The organism is Rhizobium sp. AG855 (genome assembly GCF_003610655.1).
GTDB classification, from domain to species: domain Bacteria; phylum Pseudomonadota; class Alphaproteobacteria; order Rhizobiales; family Rhizobiaceae; genus Allorhizobium; species Allorhizobium wuzhouense.
Genome location: NZ_RAQG01000003.1, coordinates 2360732 through 2378654, shown reverse-complemented (window position 1 = coordinate 2378654; position 17923 = coordinate 2360732). Strand labels below are relative to the sequence as shown.

The following is a 17923-nucleotide window of genomic DNA, read 5'->3' as shown; positions in this document are numbered from 1 at the left end:
AGCTTTTGGAGAGAGTGATCATGAGGCGAGACTGGTGGCAGGTATTGTTCGGCTTTTCGACAGGTATATTAGCCTTGTCGATCATTTTTGTTGCCGCTTGCAAAATTACCGCTTTTGGAGATAATTCATTAATATACTTTGTTTTCTGGCTTGGTGGGTTGGGTTGGCTCCACGATTATCAGGGATTAATTACGGGAATTGGAGCTCTGGTCGCCGCTTACTTCAGCGTTCGCGAGATACGCTGTCAAATTGCATCCTCCGAAGCAATAGCCCAAAAGCAAATCGCAAGCGCTGAGAACTTAGAGAGGGAGCGCCGGGAAGCTAGGAAGTCGGCGAACCTCGCCGTTTCTCCCCTAATCCTGTCCTCAATATGCCAATATGCCGAGACAAATGGGCGTATTTTGGAAAGCTTGCTCAGCGAAACAATTGAACAAATACTTCCTAATAAAGTTAAATTTGAAGATTTTTCAAAGCTTCCCACCGATGTCACGCCGGCGCTGAAAGAACTGGTTGAGGTTCTGTCCGCGAAGGAAAGGTGGTATTTCCAGCGTCTTCTGTACATTTTGCAGGTTGAAGCGTCAAAGCTATCTGCCCTCAAGCCCGATCTAATGCGCGGCACAATTGTGACAAGGAGCAATCTGGAGTCGCTGATTTTGGGACAGGCGGCGGTATACGCCGAAGCGTCAGCGCTCTTTGGTTTCGGTCGCAGTTCAGGCTTCGAGCTACCGAGATCAATAACGAAGGCAGATATCTCCACAGCTCTGTTCTTGCTGGGCTTGCACGGAATTCGAGACGATTTGATAGAGCGATATAAGCTTGATGAAGACAAAGTTTGGAACCCCTACAGCTTTGGAGCCCATTTAAAATCTGAGTCTGACACATTCGGTTGGAAGAAATGACGATGACCATCGGCGAAGCCTCTCACGCCTCGGGCGTGTCGGCCAAGATGATCCGGTACTACGAGGAGATCGGGCTGATTTCCCCGGCGGGGCGCACGGCCTCGAACTACCGGGTCTATGATCGAGACAGCGTCAACCGGCTGCGCTTCGTGCGCCGCTCGCGCAGCCTCGGCTTTTCCCTGGAGGAAACCGAGCGGCTGCTGAAGCTCTGGGACGACAAGGCGCGGGCGAGTGCGGAGGTGAAGGCCATGGCGCTCACCCATGTCGAGGAGCTGGAGACGAAGATCGCCGAAATGCAGGCGATGCGCGACACGCTGGTGCATCTCGCCGAGCGTTGCCATGGCGACAACAGGCCGAACTGTCCGATCCTCGCCGACCTCGAGGGGCATCCGCTGCGGCAAACCGCCACTGCGCCAAGGGCGGGCGGAGACTGTTGCGGGGATTGACCTTGCCCCCATGGGAAGGTTGAGAATGACGATGAATGGCCCCGCCGGGGCCGCAAGACAGGGAAGACGAACATGACCGGACAGACGGTATTCAGGATCGAGGACATGACCTGCGGGCACTGCGAAAAGACGGTGGTCAAGGCCTTGGCGGAGGTGCTGCCGGGAAGCATCGTCACCATCGATCTCGCCGCCCGCAAGGCTGTTGTCGAAGGCGACGCGGCGCTTGCCGAGCAGGCGATCCGCGAGGCGGGCTATACGCCGGTTCGGCAAGGGTGAGGGGAGGGGATAGGGATTAGGCAGTAGGCAGTAGTTTGTAGGGTTGGGAACTGGGGGCGACATCAGCCAGTGCAAGGATTGGCTGCGCATCACCGGCTGCTTGCTGCCCACTACCTACTGCCTACTGCCTACTGCCTACTGCCTACTGCCTACTGCCTGACCCCTCCCTTGCAATCCTCTCGAACCTCAATATATATGAAGTGTCGTATATATTGAGGAGGCTTCGCCGTGAGCAAGGACTACATCGCCATCACCCGGGACATTTCGAGCGGAATCAAGACCCTGCGCAAGGACATTCCCGATGTGATGCAGGGCTTTTCCGCCATGGCGGGGGCCGCGACCAGGGACGGGGCGCTGTCGAAGAAGGTCAAGGAACTGGTGGCTTTGGGCATTGCCATTTCCACCCGCTGCGACGGCTGCATCGGTTTCCACACGGAAGCGCTGATCAAGCTCGGGACGACGAAGGCGGAATTCGAGGAGGCGCTGGGCCTCGCCGTCTATATGGGCGGCGGTCCCTCGCTGATGTATGCGGGCGATGCCATGGCGGCCTGGGAGCAGTTCGGCGGGCCGGAGGCCTGACGGCAAGGCCGCACGAGCCGCGCGGGCCGCCCGCTCTGACGGCATCGGGCTGCGGGCTGCGGGCTGCGGAATATCGCGCGATCGGACTATTTATCCAAGCTAAATTAGGGGAATTTTTGCAAGCCGGGTGCATGATCTCGGGAGCGCCGGTGTGGGTCGGTGCCGATGGGGGAATGACCTGGGTGAGTGACGCAGAAACGATCGTCGGGGGAGCGGGCGCTGGGACGACGAAGACCGGACGGGCAGGCGGTCGGCTGGACTGGCTTTTGCGCATGCCATCCGAGGTGGAGCGCGCCCATGAACGGGATTTCGGCGCCGAGCGGATCAAGCATCTGCGCCACGCCATCATCGTCGGCCTGATCGTCTACAACATCTACAATCTCACCAGCCTGCATCTGATGGCGGACATCCAGCCCTTCACGGTGATGATGCGGCTTTGCGTGCTGGTGCCGGGTTCGCTTGCGATCTTCTTCCTGGTGCCCCGTGTGCCGCCGGCCATCCGCGAATTGCTGCTGCTCGCCGGCATGTTCGTCGCGAGCCTCCTGCCGCTCTATCTGCTCTATGTCTCGGCCTCGCCCTATGCCAGCTACACGCTGGGTGAACTGCCGCTGGTGCTGCTCTTCGGCAACATGCTGCTCGTGCTCCGGTTTCGCTGGGCGCTGCTTTTCACCACGGTCACCTGCCTGACGGCGCTGCTCGTCATCCAGCACAAGCCGGGCCTCGATCCCAATCTCGTCTTTCCCCTGACTGTGCAGGTGGTCACTGGCCTTTTCTTCACGCTCTACGGCAACTGGCATGTCGAGCGACAGCGCTGTCTGACCTATCTTGCCCAGTATGACGCGCAGAACCGCGCCGACCGGGCGGAGCGCCGGGGCGACGAATTGCGCGACCTGACGCTGACCGACATGCTGACCGGCATTGCCAACCGCCGGCACCTCGACGAAACGCTCGACGCCTGGCTGGCGACCCGCAGCGATGTCCTGCTGCTGATGGTCGATGTCGACCACTTCAAGGCTTTCAACGACCGCTTCGGCCATGTCGCGGGCGACGACTGCCTGCGCCGGATCGCCTCCACGCTCTCCCTCTTCGCCAGCCGCCACGAGGGCTTTGTCGCCCGCTACGGCGGCGAGGAATTCACCCTTTTGTTTGCCGCCGACGCCGAGACCGGCGGCGCCTTCCTCGCCGACCGCCTGGTCCGCAGCATCCGCGACCTGACCATTCCCCACCCCGCCCGCATCGACGGCATCGCCACCGTCACCGTCTCCGTCGGGTACGCCGGCACCGGAGAAAACCGGCTGCGCGACGCCCGCGACCTGGTCATCCGGGCGGATCTGGCGCTGTACGAGGCCAAGAGCGCCGGGCGGAACAGGTCGAAGGCGGGGTGAGGGGGCTGACCTCTCCGCTTGATTGTCTCCACAATGTCGAGCCGATTGCAGCAATTGAATGCGGCCATTCAATCCGTTTTTGCCGACCTGTCCACATTGCAGTGCCCGCCGAAGCTCAATCGCCGCGACCAGTAAAGTTTGGCTGCAAGAGCCGCAATCGATAACGCCATCTGCTCGAAAGGTGCGCCCAGGTTCAATCCCTCATTGCGCTGTGCGTTTGGACCTTTCGAATCCTGCCGCTCTATTGTATGCGGGGGGATGGACTTCTGAGAGAATGGCAATGGAATTAAAGCGTCTTCAGATCAACGATGTCGTTGAAATCAAACCAAAGCGGCACGGCGATAGCCGCGGCTACTTCTCCGAAACATTTCGGCAGGACTGGTTTGCAAAGAACGTGGAAGACGTTTCTTTCGTTCAGGAAAACCAGTCTCTTACAGCGGCGCCGGGTACCGTGCGAGGCCTTCATTTTCAAACCCTGCCTTATGCGCAGGGAAAGCTGGTCCGCTGTACCCATGGTGCGATTTTTGATGTCGCCGTGGATATCCGCGCGGGCTCGCCAACGTACGGTGGCTGGGTCTCGGCGGTACTGGATGCGGACCAGGGCAACCAGTTGTGGATCCCGGCAGGCTTCCTGCACGGCTTCTGTACCCTGACGGAAAATGCGGTAGTTTCCTACAAGGTCACCAGCTACTACAATGCCGAAGCAGACAAGGGTGTCCGGTGGGATGACCCTGACATCGGTATTATCTGGCCGGATCTTGCGGACGGGTCCAGGTTGTCGGCAAAGGACGCCGCGCAGCCCGCTCTGAAAGACATTCCCGCCTATTTTATCTACCCAAGTGAGAAGGGCTGACATGAGAGTGCTCGTCACAGGCGGAGCAGGTTTTATCGGCTCGGCCCTTGTAAGGTATCTGGTTTTGCAGCGCGGCTACACGGTGCTGACCGTCGATAAGCTGACCTATGCTGGCAACCTTGAGTCGCTGAAGTCGGTGATGGGCGACCCCAACCACCATTTTTTGAGGGCGGATATTTGCGATCTTCCGGCGATGAAGTCTGCCCTTGCCGATTTCCGCCCTGATCGCGTGATGCATCTCGCGGCCGAAAGCCATGTCGACCGTTCCATTACCGGAGCTGAAGATTTCGTCCGCACCAACGTGATGGGGACGTTCAGCTTGTTGGAAGCTGTGAGAGCCCATTACGAGGGCCTGACACAGCCGGAGCGTGAACGGTTCAGGTTTCTCCACGTCTCCACGGACGAAGTCTACGGTTCGCTTGGATCAACGGGCCTCTTCGCAGAAACGACCGCCTATGATCCGAGTTCCCCGTATTCGGCTTCAAAGGCCGCGTCTGACCACCTGGCAAAGGCCTGGGCGCGGACCTATGGGCTGCCGGTCGTTGTCTCGAATTGCTCGAACAACTACGGACCGTATCACTATCCGGAAAAGCTTATTCCTTTGACAATACTCAACGCGCTGGAAGGCAGGGAACTCCCTGTCTACGGTCGTGGAGAGAATGTTCGGGACTGGCTCTTCGTGGATGACCACGTCAAAGCGCTGGATATCATCATCGAACGCGGTCGGATCGGCGAAACATACAATGTTGGTGGCCGCAATGAGCGCCGGAACATCGATGTTGTCCGCAGCATTTGCAAAGTCCTGGACAGCCGCGTGCCTAAGAGCCAACCCCATGAGACGCTTATCCGGTTTGTTGCCGATCGGCCAGGTCATGATGCCCGCTACGCAATCGACGCAAACAAGCTTGAGTCGGAACTTGGCTGGCGTGCCGAAGAGACCTTCGAGAGTGGCATCGAGCGGACTGTGGATTGGTATCTCGGCAATTCATGGTGGTGGCAGCCCCTGCGGAAATCCTATTCGGGTGAGCGCCTCGGAATCATTGAAGATGCCCGGACGGATCCCCAATGATGCGGATCGCAGTGACCGGAAAATCTGGCCAACTTGTCACGGCATTGCGAGAAAGGGCGAATGACGTCGTCATCTTGCCGATCGGTCGTCCCGAATTCGATCTGCGCGGTGCTCGGGAATCCACCGGCGACGTGCTGAAGGCACTTCGCCCGGACGCGGTCATTTCGGCTGCTGCCTACACAGCCGTCGACAAGGCCGAAACGGAGCAGACTGAGGCAGGGATCATCAATGGTGAAGCCCCCGGTTTCCTGGCCGCAGCGTGTAATGACCTCGGCATTCCGATTGCTCACATTTCAACGGACTACGTCTTTGATGGACGCAAGCTTGCTCCCTATCTGGAGACGGACCCCGCGTGTCCGCTCGGCGTCTATGGATCGACAAAGCTTGCCGGCGAGCAGGCGGTGGCCCGTGCGACCGAGAATTATGCCATTCTGAGAACCGCTTGGGTCTACTCCCCATTCGGCGGCAACTTCCTCAAGACCATGCTGCGTTTGGCTCAGGATCGGCCTGAACTGCGCGTCGTGCAGGATCAGATTGGCAATCCCACCTCCGCCTTGGACATCGCCGACGCCGTGCTTGGTGTCGTCAAAAATCTGGTGTCGTCCCCGACTGACGCCCGGTTGCGCGGACTGTTTCACATGACCGCCAATGGGGAGGCAAGTTGGGCGGAGTTCGCCGGCGAGATTATGCGCGCGTCCGCGGCCATGGGTGGGCCGCATGCGGCGGTCGTTCCGATCTCCACGTCCGAATACCCGACCTTGGCGCATCGTCCCGCAAATTCACGCCTGGACTCCACGAAACTCAAGACCGTGCATGACTTCGCCCTTCCGCAATGGCAGGGCTCCACTCGTTCGGTCGTCGCCCGCCTCCTGGGAAACACGGGCTGACGACCTCGATCCGCATGAAAAGGATATGGAAGCCATGAAAGGCATCATACTCGCCGGTGGCAATGGAACCCGATTGCATCCGATGACCAGCGCTGTGTCCAAACAGCTCATGCCGGTCTACGACAAGCCGATGATCTTCTATCCGCTGACGACGTTGATGCTCGCTGGCATACGCGAGATTCTGATCATCACGACGCCGCACGATCAGGACGTGTTCAAGCGGTTGCTGGGTGACGGCTCTCAATGGGGGCTGAACTTGTCCTATGCGGTCCAGCATGCTCCGAACGGCCTTGCCGAGGCGTTCATCATCGGGGCCGACTTCGTTTCGGGCGGTCCCTCAGCCCTGGTCTTGGGAGACAACATCTTCTACGGTCATGGCTTGCCGGAACTGATGCGAAAGGCCACGACCCTGACCACAGGTGCAAGTGTCTTCGCCTATCACGTCGCGGATCCGGAGCGTTACGGCGTGGTCGAATTCGATCAGCAGATGCGTGCTCTTTCGGTCGAGGAGAAGCCCTCCGAGCCGAAGTCGAATTGGGCGGTTACAGGATTGTACTTTTACGACGCGCAGGTCGTGGACATCGCCGCCAACCTGAAGCCGTCGCCGCGCGGCGAACTCGAAATCACCGATGTCAACCGAGCCTACCTGGCCGCCGGCACCTTGTCGGTCGAATGCATGGGGCGTGGTTATGCTTGGCTTGATACGGGAACGCCCGAAAGTCTGCTGGAAGCGGCCCAGTTCGTCTCGACCCTGGAGCGGCGACAGGGCTTCAAGATTGCTTGCCCCGAAGAGATCGCATTCCGGCTGGGTTACATCGATGAACGGCAATTGCTGGCGCTGGCGGAGAACGTCGGAAAGAGCGACTACGGCCGCTATCTGCTAAGGCTCTTGCAGCAGAAATAGAGGGCATTACCGCGCAACTCGTACATCGCGTCGGAGAGACGCGATGTACGAGTCTCCGGCGTTATGTCAGCCGAGTTCGGCGTTAGCCCCCATTCGCACCAAGAACAATTTCCCGAAATGCCGGCTCTACGATTGGCCGTAGGTTCATTGCCCCGACCGTCGATGGGTGGTGATCATCATAATACAGCGGTTTTCCATCGATCTCGAAAGCGCAATTTCCTGTCGCGCAGAGGTAAGGCAGTGGATCGATAAACCGGATTTTCGACCGCGCTTCAAATTCAGCAAAAATCGATCGTGATGGCTCCAGCCTCTTAGCGGCTAAATCACTGCTGATGCTGAGGATTGAAGGGAGCCGTCTCAAAATGGCGCTCTGCACCATTTCATGCGGCACAGACACAGCGTGCGGTGGAGTTTGTCCCAATACGACCAGCTTCCTGCCCGAATATCTTTCGACGGTTGCCGTCAGGGCGGCCCGAAAAAGTGTATCAACTTCGTCGGAAGTTCTCGGTGGTATTTGACCGTGGCCCATGAGGGGAGGGGTAGGAACGGGAGTACGTGGACCGTCCCACACGTGCGCACGTAGGTAGTGGTTCCAGAATGCGACCATGAAAATATCTTGGATATTGTGCCGTTGGACGAACCGGAGAACAGACTCATTGAATTCATAGCAGGAACGGCCCACCTCAAAAGGATGATCAACACCCAGTAGAGGGGGGCATCCGGAATAAAGCGCAGCGACACCTGTAACCCCATACTCCTTTGCTAGTTGGTCGAACAATGGCATCAATGCATTTGCATGACTGTCGCCAACCAAAACGAAGACGGGCTTGCCATCCGGTTTGCCTAGGTAACACGGGTCGTCCGCGTTGATCCGCTCAATGTTTGCCTGTTCCCAGCGGGCCGGTCGAAAGCACCTGTCCCAAGCTGGATTGGTGTCAGTAATGCCTTTTTCAGCGAGAGCGACTTGGGGTGGTAGGCGTCCCGGGAGCCCATTTCCAAGGACTATGGTAAGGCATACGGCAGTGATTGTGCCAACCGCTCCCAACCACAACCCGACAATGCCTTTGCGAGTGTGGACAAGTTGCATCGTCAACACAGGCCGCTCGAGCCACCTTAGGCTGAGGGTCGCCAAGATGATGGACGCAGCAATCACCACAGGAGGAACCAGCATCTTGTTCGATGCAAAAATGATCGAAGAGAACACGATCAGCGGCCAGTGCCACAGATACAGTCCGTAGGAAATTGATCCGAAGAACTGGAAGGGAGATGCACCTAGGACCTTGGTCGCGAAATCATTCTTAAGCCGGGGCGGAAACACCAGTATGAATGAATAGAGCGTAGCCAGATACCGCGGGTCGAGAAGGGTTCTCCCTGCAGGATGCCCGACAATGACAATATGGATCAGGCCCGCCAGGGCAATAGCTCTCGCTGCGGCCGGCATTTGCAAGTCGGGACGTCGGCGGGCAACGAGAGCGATTACCGCACCTGCGGACAACTGCCAAGCTCGCGTCAGAGTGCTGTAGAAAACGACATCAAGGTTCGACGCGGGATTAATCGTCTGAAACGCGTAAAGCGTTAGAGACACGAAAAGAATCCCCAAGATCAGCGCTTCCTGGCGCGACCTGTAGTTTCTAGTCAGGTACAGAACCAATGGCGTAGCCAAGTAGAACTGCTCTTCTATCGCCAATGACCAAGTGTGCAATAGCGGTTTCACAGACTCGGAATTGTCGAAATAGCCTGAGGTGAACAAGAAGTAGATATTCGATGCCTGAGCGGTCATTGCGAGAGCGCTTTTGGCAAAATCCGTGTACTCCGGTACAAGAAATAGGAACCAAGTTGCCACTAGACAGAAGGCCACGACTGGCAGAAGTGGGGGTAATAATCTGCGAATTCGCCTTTCGTAAAACTGGCCGAACGAGAAAGACCCATTATCCAAGTCTCGCAATATTATGCTCACGATCAGGAAGCCGCTGATTGTGAAGAAGACGTCGACCCCGAGGTAACCGCCAGGTAGCCAATTAGCGTCTAGGTGAAACGCAAGGACAGCAATAACTGCGACTGCTCTAAGACCATCAATGTCCGAGCGGCGAGCTTGGGATCCATACTGCATGGGCACCTCTCAGATCTCAGAGATCTTGGTGTCCGGAAGTCCGAGAACACGTCTCGCCCAGCACAGGTCGGAATAGCCATAACGCGCAGCCTCGCTCAGAGGCGTGAACGGCAGGTCAAAGAAATCGGCGGGAACTTCAGGCTTGAACCTGTCGATCACGCATATTCGGGTCCCGTCATAAAGTGCGGATTGGCGCACGGTGGTGTTTGTCGTGATCAACTTGCGTCCGGCCATCAACGTCTCGATGGTTCTGGTCGTTAGCCCCACTTGTTGCGGATGCTCGATGTCGACAATTGACCTTGATTGGGAAACGATCTGGCGGACAGCCGTGGCGGCAAGGGCTTTGGTGGACACCGTGCCAAAACTTCCATGCCCGTAGATCATGTTCTTCAGTTTGCCGAACGCCGCAAGCATGGAGGATGAATAAAAGCCGAAGAGGAAGAACGGCCGGTCTCCCAGGCTTCGCTTGAGCCGTGCCAATACGGCCATCCGGTCAGAGTGAAGCGTGCCGATGAAGCTCCAGTCGTAGATCTTCTCTTCGTTGTCGTCGCGCACGGAAGCATCGGCAAAAAGCGGCCGATAGCCCCAGCCGTAGCGGGCGGCGTCGGCGGGATCGAAGGTCGCAGCGGCATCGTAAAGGGGAGCGGCATCCTTCGAGTTGCGGTTGTTACGCACGGCATCCCAGAGATAAAGTGAGAACCGCGCCTGCGGGAACCACTGTCGCAGCGCTCCAATCGCTCTCCGCGTGATGGCCTCGCCCTTGACCACGAGGACATGATCGAAGTGCTGTCCCTCGACCTCGGCGAGATGTCTCATGGTAATGCGATGGGTCAACCGGGCGGTCAGGCCCGGCGCCAGGCGCAATGCCGCCTTGTAGAGGCTGTGGCTTGACGGACGGTCGTCAAGAACGACCGTCTCGTATCCGAGCCGATGCAGGACGCCGGCAATTCGCAGCTGGTAATCAAAGAAGCGTGGGCAGATGAGCAGAACTCTCCCTGCCGTGTCACCGCTCTCGCTCATACCTTTGCCAGGCCTCGCTCACGCAGCTCGGCTGCGGCCTTGTCTGACAGGTCCTGGTACTCGGGCTGCGACTTTGCCCAAGTCACGAAACGCTGCAGGCCCGCATTCAGGTCAACGACCGGCTGGAAACCGAGGTCTCGACGGATCGCCGATATGTCGGCAAAGCAATGGCGGATATCGCCCAGGCGATAGTCACCGCTGATGCGGATCGGTGCCGTGGTGCCACTTGCCGAAACCAGCGTATTGGCGAGTTCCAGCAGCGACGTCGGCATGCCGGAACCCACATTGTAGCAGGACCCCGGCGCCACATCCGCCTTCATGACGAGCACAAGCGCGGAGACGATATCCTCGACATGCACGAAATCGCGGCTCTCTTTGCCATCTTCGTAGACATTGATCTCCAGACCCTGTCGTGCCCGGTTGAAGAAGATCGAGATCACCCCCGTATAGGGGTTCCGGAGCGACTGTCCTTCGCCATACACGTTCTGGAAGCGCAGGAGGACCGGAGTAATGCCCAGGGATTCACAGGAGGAGGTCAGCAGCAGTTCCTGCGCCATCTTGGTCGCCGCATAGACGGAACTCGGTTTCGCTGCGAAGTGCTCGGGAGTGGCGACGGCTTGCAGGATTTCGCCGTTTTCGGAGAAGTCCCAATTGCCGGCCGCCAACTGTTCGCGTGTGCGGCCACGCGGATGAATAAGCTGTCCCGGCCGCGACGGCGCTTCATAAGCTCCTTCACCATAGATGGAGCGGCTCGACGCCAGGATCACGCGGGCGGGGCGCTTCTGGAGTTTGGCGAGCGCTTCAAGAAGCGCGGCGGTTCCCATGCCGTTAACATCGACATATTCCGCAATCTGATACATCGACTGCGCGGTTCCGGTCTCCGCTGCAAGATGATACACCACGTCGGTGCCTTCGAGCAGATCGGTGCGTTCGGCAAGCTGGCGAACGTCCAGGCGCTTGAAGGTCGCTCCCTCGGGTGGCCTATAGTCCGGGATATCCCCGTGGATCTGGGGGCTTAGACTATCAACAAGGATGACAGAGTGATCATCGGCGATCAGCCGCTGTGCCAGCTTCGTCCCAATGAAGCCGGCTCCTCCGGTAATAAGAACTTTCATCGAGACTTTCCCATAAGTTCATGATGCCTTTCCAGAAACCATGCGACGGTCTTTTTCAGGCCGGTCTGTATGGTGTCCGTGGGTTCATAACCAAGATAGGTCTTGGCGCGCGTGATGTCGGCGAGCGAATGGGCTGTATCGCCAGCGCGGAAATCCCGGTAGACGGGTGGCTGCATCGAGAAATTCGGCTCGATCGCCTCGACCTCTTTGACAATCATGTCATGCAATTGCGTCAGTGTCGTGCGACCGCCGACGGCAACATTGCATACGAGATGTGTGTCGCCGGCCGTTCGTAATGCCGCCAGTATGTTGGCCTGCACCACATTCGCGATGAAGCAGAAGTCACGGCTTGTCGTCCCGTCACCATTGATGAAAACTGTGTCTCCGCTTGCGACCGCGTTGATCCAGCGGGGAATGACCGCGGCATAGGGTCCATCGGGATTCTGCCGGGGACCAAAGACGTTGAAATATCGAAGGCCGGTGCTGCGCAGACCAAAGAGACGCCCGAAAACATCAGCGTAGAGTTCGTTGACATACTTGGTCACGGCATAAGGCGACAACGGACGGCCGATCCGATCTTCCAGCTTGGGAAGGTTCGGCTCATCGCCATAGGTCGAGCTGGACCCGGCATAAACGAAGGAGCGCACCTGCTCGTCGCGCGCCGCCAGCACGATGTTCAGGAAGCCATCGATATTGGCGCGGTTGGTCGCAACGGGGTTATCGATGGAACGCGGCACGCTTCCCAAAGCGGCCTGATGCAGCACGTAGTGCGCACCCTGCACGGCCTCGCGGCAAACATCCAGATCACTGACGTCGCCTTCGATCAGACGGAAGCGTTTCCAGCGATCCGCGCCAACGAGGCGCTCGACGTCGTCCAGATTGCGCCGATGGCCGGTACTGAAGTTGTCGAGCCCAACCACCTCCTGATCGTGCCGCAGAAGCGTTTCGACCAGGTGACTGCCGATGAAACCAGCCGCACCCGTCACGAGCCAGCGGCTCGGGTTCTCGACCAACTCCGCCAAATGCGTTTCGTAAGATTTCATTGTCAAAGACGCCACACTTTGTAACCCGCTTCCGCGAGCGCGTTTTTATCGGTTGCCGACTTGATGTCTGCGAAAAGCCCACCGGGCCGCAGCTTGGAGGCGAGCTCCAGAACCGGACGGTCCAGGTAGTCTGCGTGTGCGGCCGCCAGAACGACCGCGTCGGCGTCGTCGGGCAAGCTGTCCCAGGAAATGAGCTCGATACCGTACTCGTGCTTGGCCTCTTCGGCGGAGGCAAGGGGGTCGTGCACGTACAGCGTACAACCGAAATCACGCAGTTCGGCAATAAGGTCGGCGACTTTCGAGTTCCGCAGATCCGAGCAGTTTTCCTTGAAGGTCAGGCCCAACACGATGACCCGTGCGCCTTCCACCATCCGTCCGGAGCGGATGATTCCCTTGATGACTTGGCTTGCAACATAGGCCGCAGTGTTGTCGTTGATCCGCCGTCCCGCAAGGATGACCTGCGGGTGGTAGCCGATCATCTCGGCTTTGTGGGTCAAGTAGTATGGGTCGACGCCAATGCAGTGGCCGCCCACGAGGCCCGGGCGGAAAGGCAGGAAATTCCACTTGGTCCCAGCGGCATCGAGCACCTCTTGGGTGTCGATCTCCAGACGGTTGAAGATGACCGCCAGCTCGTTCATCAGTGCAATGTTGAGGTCGCGTTGGGTGTTTTCAATGACCTTTGCCGCTTCTGCGACGCGAATGGACGATGCCCTGTAAACGCCCGCCGTGATGATCTCGCCATAAAGCGCGGCCACCTTGTCCAAGGTCTCCGGAGTGTCTCCGGAAACAACTTTGGTAATGTTCGGGAGGGTGTGGACCTTGTCACCCGGATTGACGCGTTCGGGCGAGTAGCCGACGTTGAAGTCCTTCTTCCAGACGAGGCCTGACTCGCGCTCCAGAACCGGAATGCAGATTTCTTCGGTAGCGCCAGGGTAAACGGTGGATTCAAACACCACCACCGCGCCGCGCTTCATGTGCTTTCCCACTGCGGTCGAGGCGAAGATCAGCGCAGAGAAGTCAGGAATATGCGCCTGATCGACGGGCGTCGGAACGGCAATGACGATAGCATCCGCGAGGGCCAGATCCGCAGGATTGCTCGTATATGTCAGATGGGTCGCCGCGCGCATGTGCTCGGTTTCCATCTCACCCGTAGGGTCGATATGCTGGCGATAGCTCGCGATTTTGCGTTCCGAGATGTCGAAGCCGATCGTCCGGCGCTTTCTGCCGAACTCCAGGGCCAAAGGCAGCCCGACATAACCTAGACCCAAGACGGCAACTGTCTCAATCAAAACGCATCTCCGTTACGGCAATTCGGCATTCTAGCCAATGGGATTATCGGTGCCAGAAAAGCAGCCTCTGATGGCATAATGAGCCTTCCTGGACAAGGGTAAACGGCCACTTCAGGCCAGAGGCTCATACTCCGCCACCAACGGGACCGAGAGTGCGCGGCGCTGGAGGTCACGTACATACTCAGCCATCATGCCCCCATCAAGTTGGCCGATCAAATGACGCAGTGCATTGGCATCGAAGTCCTTCGAGCGAAAGTTCCGTTCATTTTCACCGGACATTTGCGGTGCGCGGGGCATTGTCGGCAGCAGATGCAGCCGATCTGCCAATGCCTTCGTCGCCTTGGCTATGGTCTTGTTTCCAAGGGAATGAGGGTCGTCGTCCGGTGACGGATTGGGGCGGACCTGAAAGAGGATCGGTCCCGAATCGATTCCTTCGTCAAGCAGATGAATCGTGGCTCCGACATATTCCGGCAAACCGTCGTGCAGCGGCCAGAAATTGGTGCCAACGCCACGGTAGTAAGGTGAGAGGCCGAGGTGAAGGTTGAACAACCTGCCTGGAAACGCCTCAAGCCAGGGGCCCTTCAGCCACGATGAGCCGAAGACGATGCAGTGGTCAATGCCGGCCGCGACGAGTTCTGCAACGATGTCGGGATCATTGATGCCGCCCTTGGGCGCGTCGATCTTGCGAAGAGGGCGGGCAAAATTCCATGCTTCTCCGGCCGAAAGAACGGTTCTCTCCGAAATGTCCCGGCGATCAAAGTAGGCCGCGAGCAGAAGAGCATCCGCGCTGTTGTTGTGGTTGTTCGCCGGATTGCGCGATTTCGGCTCGACCACCAATGCCTCGACCAGAGGATGCGCTGACAACGCATTGGCGAAATAGCGATGTCTTACATGGTCCGAGGTGACAATTGCCCAGCGTTGTGTTTCGCTCATGTTCTCAATTCCGCCCAATCCATGGGTCTCTTGCCTCCCACCACGTCGTTGTTGTCGACGCGGGACAAGCGCATACGATCCGCACCCGGGACATTGATCGCGCGTTTCATTGTAAGACCAAAGCGGCAGCCCAGGTCATCGGCCAGCGCCACGACCGACGCATCGTAGCTGGTGGGGCCGCCATAAGGGTAGCTGATCCAGCGGATCGGTCCTGCGGCTTCGTTCAGGAGAGCCCGGTTAAGACAGAGGTCATCGGTGCGAACGTGGCTTTCGGCCGATGCCAGATGCAGGTGGCGATGCGTATGCAGGCCGATGGTATGCCCTGCTGCGGATAGCGCACTTACATGATCGGGGCGCAGGTAATGTCGGTTCACGTGGTCGGCTTCGTCGCCGAGCCGGCTTGCAAAGACGCGTTCAAGCACGACATCCCGAGCGGCTTGCGGGATCACGGCGTTGAGATAGTACTTCACCCTTGCAGTTTCGATATCGTCGTAGCGATACTGGCTGCGGGCGAGATCCGGTGCGACATCGGCAACGCGATGCGACACACCTGAAGCCTCTGCAGCCGTTTCAATTTCGGCGGCGAGTTCGAGATAGGAGAATGCCGCCGACAGCAGATGAGCGCGATGGACCGACAGCAGGCGCCTGTCGATCCAAGGTGCCGTGTTCACCGAAAAAATGCCGCTTATGCCTTTCCGGTCGAGGATCGGCATCACTGTGGCGTAATGATCGGCCAGGCCATCATCGAATGTCAGCACGCAACTGGGTCCACCGAGACCAACGCCGGCGTCGAGGGCGCTTTCCACCGCCGCGATCGGGGGGAAATCGAACATCGCACCGAGCGCGTCTATCTGTGCCTCGAAACGGTCAGGCGTCACATGATGAAGCTGCGGAAACGGCAGGTCGGCATCGTTGCAAACATGGTGAAAGTTGACGAACAGCAGATCGCCAGCCGCATGGACCGATGCCTTGTCTGCAAGCATGCCTTAACTCCTGCGGACGCCCACCACGAACTTCCAGGGCATATAGATTTCACCCTTGAAGACCATACCGTCGACAGATCGGGAGACGCGGTTGCCGTAGAAGCTGTTGGTGTCCTGCTCCGGAATCCGGTGCTCTTGCAAGCGCGCGGCATCGACCACATCAGCCTCGATCTCCACGCTCCAGTCGGGGCCGAGAAAATTCCGAACATACTGTGGCGTGTAGATGTTGTTGAACTGATAGTTGTCTTCGAACAGTCCCGAGTAGTCGTCCTCAAGCAGATGCTTGCGGATCTGTACGCATTCGCTGCCGATCAGCATCCGGAAAATCAGAAATTGAACATTGGGCGCTGCGGCGATCCCGCGCAAAAGAGGCTCGATGCTCGGGACATGCGGGAGGGTGTTGGCTGAGATCACCGTATTCGTTTCAGGCGCGATCTGCGGTTCGAGAACAGATCCCAGTTCCAATGTGATGGCGGGATCGTCCTCGAAATGCTTGTTGCCGTAAACGACATTGCTTTCGTCGATGTCGATACCGCGATAGCGAACAGGGCCGCCGCTGTAGCCGCGCTTCAGGACAGGGTAGTAGTGGCCTGGCCCCGCGCCGTAGTCCTGGACGTTCAGCGCGCCGCGGAAGTATTTGTTCATGTAGCTGGCCATGGCTTTGGCCGAGTCCATCTCGACACCCCGTGCCAGACGGTCTTTGTGGACGTCCGAGTACTGCCGATCCTTGTGGAAGTAGTTCCAACCTTCTTCAGTCATTGGTCATGGCCTTCACTGCTTGCCTTACATGCTGGGGGTAGTCCGCTGAGTTCGGCGGTACATACATGCGTTCGAATGCGGGCATATCTACGCCGCGGACGTGTCTGCCCGCAAGGCATTCATGCACGAATTGCACCACCTCTTCGATCGACTTGGCCAGCGGCAGACGTGCTGTCCGCAGCAGATCCCGAAAGTGGTTGAACTGATAGAAGCGGCGTGAACTCCATTTGAGCGGAACGTCCTCCACGACGTCGAAATCGACATTGATGATCGCCTTGCGCAGGCACAGCGCATCGATGCTGACTGTCGATGCCAAGGAGACGATTGCCTCGGCACGGGCCAGTTGCGTTGCCAGATGTTCTTCATCGGCAATACCCATAACCCGCTCGACATATTTGTCCGCCCGGCCGGGCACGAAGACATGGCATCTTGGCAGGGTGGCAAAGAGCGCTCGATCCTTCTCATTGGAGAACGGGTGCAGGCGGATCAGTATGCACACGTCTTCCGGCAATGTCGGTTCCAGTGCCGCGCAGATACTTAGGATACCCTCGTATTCAAGCGGAATGGGGTGACCGGGGGCACGGGTCAGTTCACCGTAAGACGCGCTGTAGAGCACAAACCTCTTATACCCGTCGATACCGATCGAACTCAGATAGGTTTCAGGATCTGTGTCCCGAACCCGTTCCTGCAGCAGGCGGGCCCGTGGATAGCCGGCAACCACAATTTTGTCGGGCTCCACGTCGAAGAGTGCCAGCAATTCCTCGCGCATCTGCTCGTTCCAGACGACAGTGCCCTTGGTGGGAAACGGAAAGTAGCCCTTTGTGGTGAAATTGTCCCAACTCGAAGCGAGGGTCAGCATGGGAATTCCGCGCCTGTTTGCTTCTGCAACCAAGCCGTAGTCGACGGAATTGACCAGCGAGCGCGTACCTATGAACAAGTCGGCCGGCTCAGTGAGTTGGTCGGGCAGGTGGCGTCTGCTGTTGAGGGCGGCAAGGACGGATCCGACCAGCTTCAGCGTGAGGCGCGGCCCCATCATCCGGCGTAATAGGCTCATTCCATTGCCAAAGAGGCGACGCAACACGTTGTCCGCATTGGTCAGTTGCAGATAGGCCATCTGGTCTGAGAAGAACTGCGGATAGACGCGCTTGCAGAAAGCCTCCAGCCTCGTGTTCTCATAAGGCGTAAACGGAAGGATCTGAAAGCCTTTGGCGCGCACGGCCTCAAGTTCGGGGATGTCCGGGTTCAGTGTGTAGATGGTGAGCCGAAATTCCCCGCCGGACGACAGAGCCTCGAAAGTCCCGCCGTTGACAAAATCACGGATGGACACGGCATAGGGGAGGGCGACGGCAATGTTTTTCATGAGCTTCAGATCC

Annotated in this window: 18 protein-coding genes; 9 read left to right on the top strand and 9 right to left on the bottom strand. The window is 58.2% G+C overall.

The features are described from left to right. Window positions 1-20 precede the first annotated feature (20 nt). The 9 genes from DFO46_RS11730 to rfbA all read left to right on the top strand — a co-directional run bounded on the left by DFO46_RS11730 (window position 21) and on the right by rfbA (window position 7298). Complete coding sequence (locus tag DFO46_RS11730) at window positions 21-899, top strand: hypothetical protein (RefSeq protein WP_120277405.1); 879 nt, start codon at window positions 21-23, stop codon at window positions 897-899. A gap of 2 nt (window positions 900-901) precedes the next feature. Further along, window positions 902-1345 carry a Cu(I)-responsive transcriptional regulator gene (gene cueR, locus DFO46_RS11725; protein WP_120277404.1) on the top strand — a complete coding sequence of 148 codons (444 nt, stop codon included), beginning with the start codon at window positions 902-904 and terminating at the stop codon, window positions 1343-1345. Between the two features lie 72 nt (window positions 1346-1417). Further along, window positions 1418-1621 carry a heavy-metal-associated domain-containing protein gene (locus DFO46_RS11720; RefSeq protein ID WP_120277403.1) on the top strand — a complete coding sequence of 68 codons (204 nt, stop codon included), beginning with the start codon at window positions 1418-1420 and terminating at the stop codon, window positions 1619-1621. Window positions 1622-1849: 228 nt separating this feature from the next. Continuing rightward, on the top strand, window positions 1850-2200 hold the full coding sequence (locus DFO46_RS11715) for a carboxymuconolactone decarboxylase family protein (protein ID WP_110789358.1): 351 nt from the start codon (window positions 1850-1852) through the stop codon (window positions 2198-2200). A 182-nt stretch (window positions 2201-2382) separates the two neighbouring features. Further along, window positions 2383-3585 carry a GGDEF domain-containing protein gene (locus tag DFO46_RS11710; RefSeq protein WP_245422554.1) on the top strand — a complete coding sequence of 401 codons (1203 nt, stop codon included), beginning with the start codon at window positions 2383-2385 and terminating at the stop codon, window positions 3583-3585. Window positions 3586-3865: 280 nt separating this feature from the next. Beyond that, window positions 3866-4438, top strand: a complete 573-nt coding sequence (gene rfbC, locus DFO46_RS11705) for a dTDP-4-dehydrorhamnose 3,5-epimerase (RefSeq protein ID WP_120277402.1) — start codon at window positions 3866-3868, stop codon at window positions 4436-4438. Window position 4439: 1 nt separating this feature from the next. Continuing rightward, window positions 4440-5507: a dTDP-glucose 4,6-dehydratase gene (rfbB, locus tag DFO46_RS11700; RefSeq protein WP_120277401.1), complete on the top strand. Its 1068-nt coding sequence runs from the start codon at window positions 4440-4442 to the stop codon at window positions 5505-5507. Further along, the gene (rfbD, locus tag DFO46_RS11695) at window positions 5507-6394 is read left to right on the top strand and encodes a dTDP-4-dehydrorhamnose reductase (RefSeq protein ID WP_120278228.1); all 888 of its coding nucleotides are present in this window, start codon (window positions 5507-5509) and stop codon (window positions 6392-6394) included. Before rfbB ends, rfbD begins: the two co-directional genes overlap by 1 nt. A 34-nt stretch (window positions 6395-6428) precedes the next feature. Continuing rightward, the gene (gene rfbA, locus DFO46_RS11690) at window positions 6429-7298 is read left to right on the top strand and encodes a glucose-1-phosphate thymidylyltransferase RfbA (RefSeq protein ID WP_120278227.1); all 870 of its coding nucleotides are present in this window, start codon (window positions 6429-6431) and stop codon (window positions 7296-7298) included. Between the two features lie 82 nt (window positions 7299-7380). On the opposite strand, the gene DFO46_RS11685 is transcribed toward rfbA, so the two are convergent. The 9 genes from DFO46_RS11685 to DFO46_RS11645 all read right to left on the bottom strand — a co-directional run bounded on the left by DFO46_RS11685 (window position 7381) and on the right by DFO46_RS11645 (window position 17910). Further along, window positions 7381-9408, bottom strand: coding sequence for an acyltransferase family protein (locus DFO46_RS11685; RefSeq protein ID WP_120277400.1), 2028 nt, complete (start codon window positions 9406-9408; stop codon window positions 7381-7383). Between the two features lie 9 nt (window positions 9409-9417). Then, window positions 9418-10428 carry a hypothetical protein gene (locus DFO46_RS11680; protein WP_120277399.1) on the bottom strand — a complete coding sequence of 337 codons (1011 nt, stop codon included), beginning with the start codon at window positions 10426-10428 and terminating at the stop codon, window positions 9418-9420. Further along, window positions 10425-11543, bottom strand: coding sequence for an NAD-dependent epimerase/dehydratase family protein (locus DFO46_RS11675; protein ID WP_120277398.1), 1119 nt, complete (start codon window positions 11541-11543; stop codon window positions 10425-10427). The genes DFO46_RS11680 and DFO46_RS11675 overlap by 4 nt, the downstream gene beginning before the upstream one ends. Next, window positions 11540-12586, bottom strand: a complete 1047-nt coding sequence (locus DFO46_RS11670; RefSeq protein WP_120277397.1) for an SDR family oxidoreductase — start codon at window positions 12584-12586, stop codon at window positions 11540-11542. The genes DFO46_RS11675 and DFO46_RS11670 overlap by 4 nt, the downstream gene beginning before the upstream one ends. Before the next feature lie 2 nt (window positions 12587-12588). Beyond that, entirely contained in the window at window positions 12589-13875 is a 1287-nt protein-coding gene (locus DFO46_RS11665; protein ID WP_210210626.1) for a nucleotide sugar dehydrogenase, read from the bottom strand. A gap of 111 nt (window positions 13876-13986) precedes the next feature. Then, window positions 13987-14808, bottom strand: coding sequence for a formyltransferase family protein (locus DFO46_RS11660; protein WP_120277396.1), 822 nt, complete (start codon window positions 14806-14808; stop codon window positions 13987-13989). Next, entirely contained in the window at window positions 14805-15791 is a 987-nt protein-coding gene (locus DFO46_RS11655; protein WP_120277395.1) for a polysaccharide deacetylase family protein, read from the bottom strand. Before DFO46_RS11655 ends, DFO46_RS11660 begins: the two co-directional genes overlap by 4 nt. 3 nt (window positions 15792-15794) lie before the next feature. Further along, on the bottom strand, window positions 15795-16550 hold the full coding sequence (locus DFO46_RS11650) for a hypothetical protein (RefSeq protein WP_120277394.1): 756 nt from the start codon (window positions 16548-16550) through the stop codon (window positions 15795-15797). After that, window positions 16543-17910 (bottom strand): hypothetical protein, encoded by a 1368-nt coding sequence (locus DFO46_RS11645; protein ID WP_120277393.1) that lies wholly within the window; start codon window positions 17908-17910, stop codon window positions 16543-16545. The genes DFO46_RS11650 and DFO46_RS11645 overlap by 8 nt, the downstream gene beginning before the upstream one ends. Between the last annotated feature and the right edge of the window lie 13 nt (window positions 17911-17923).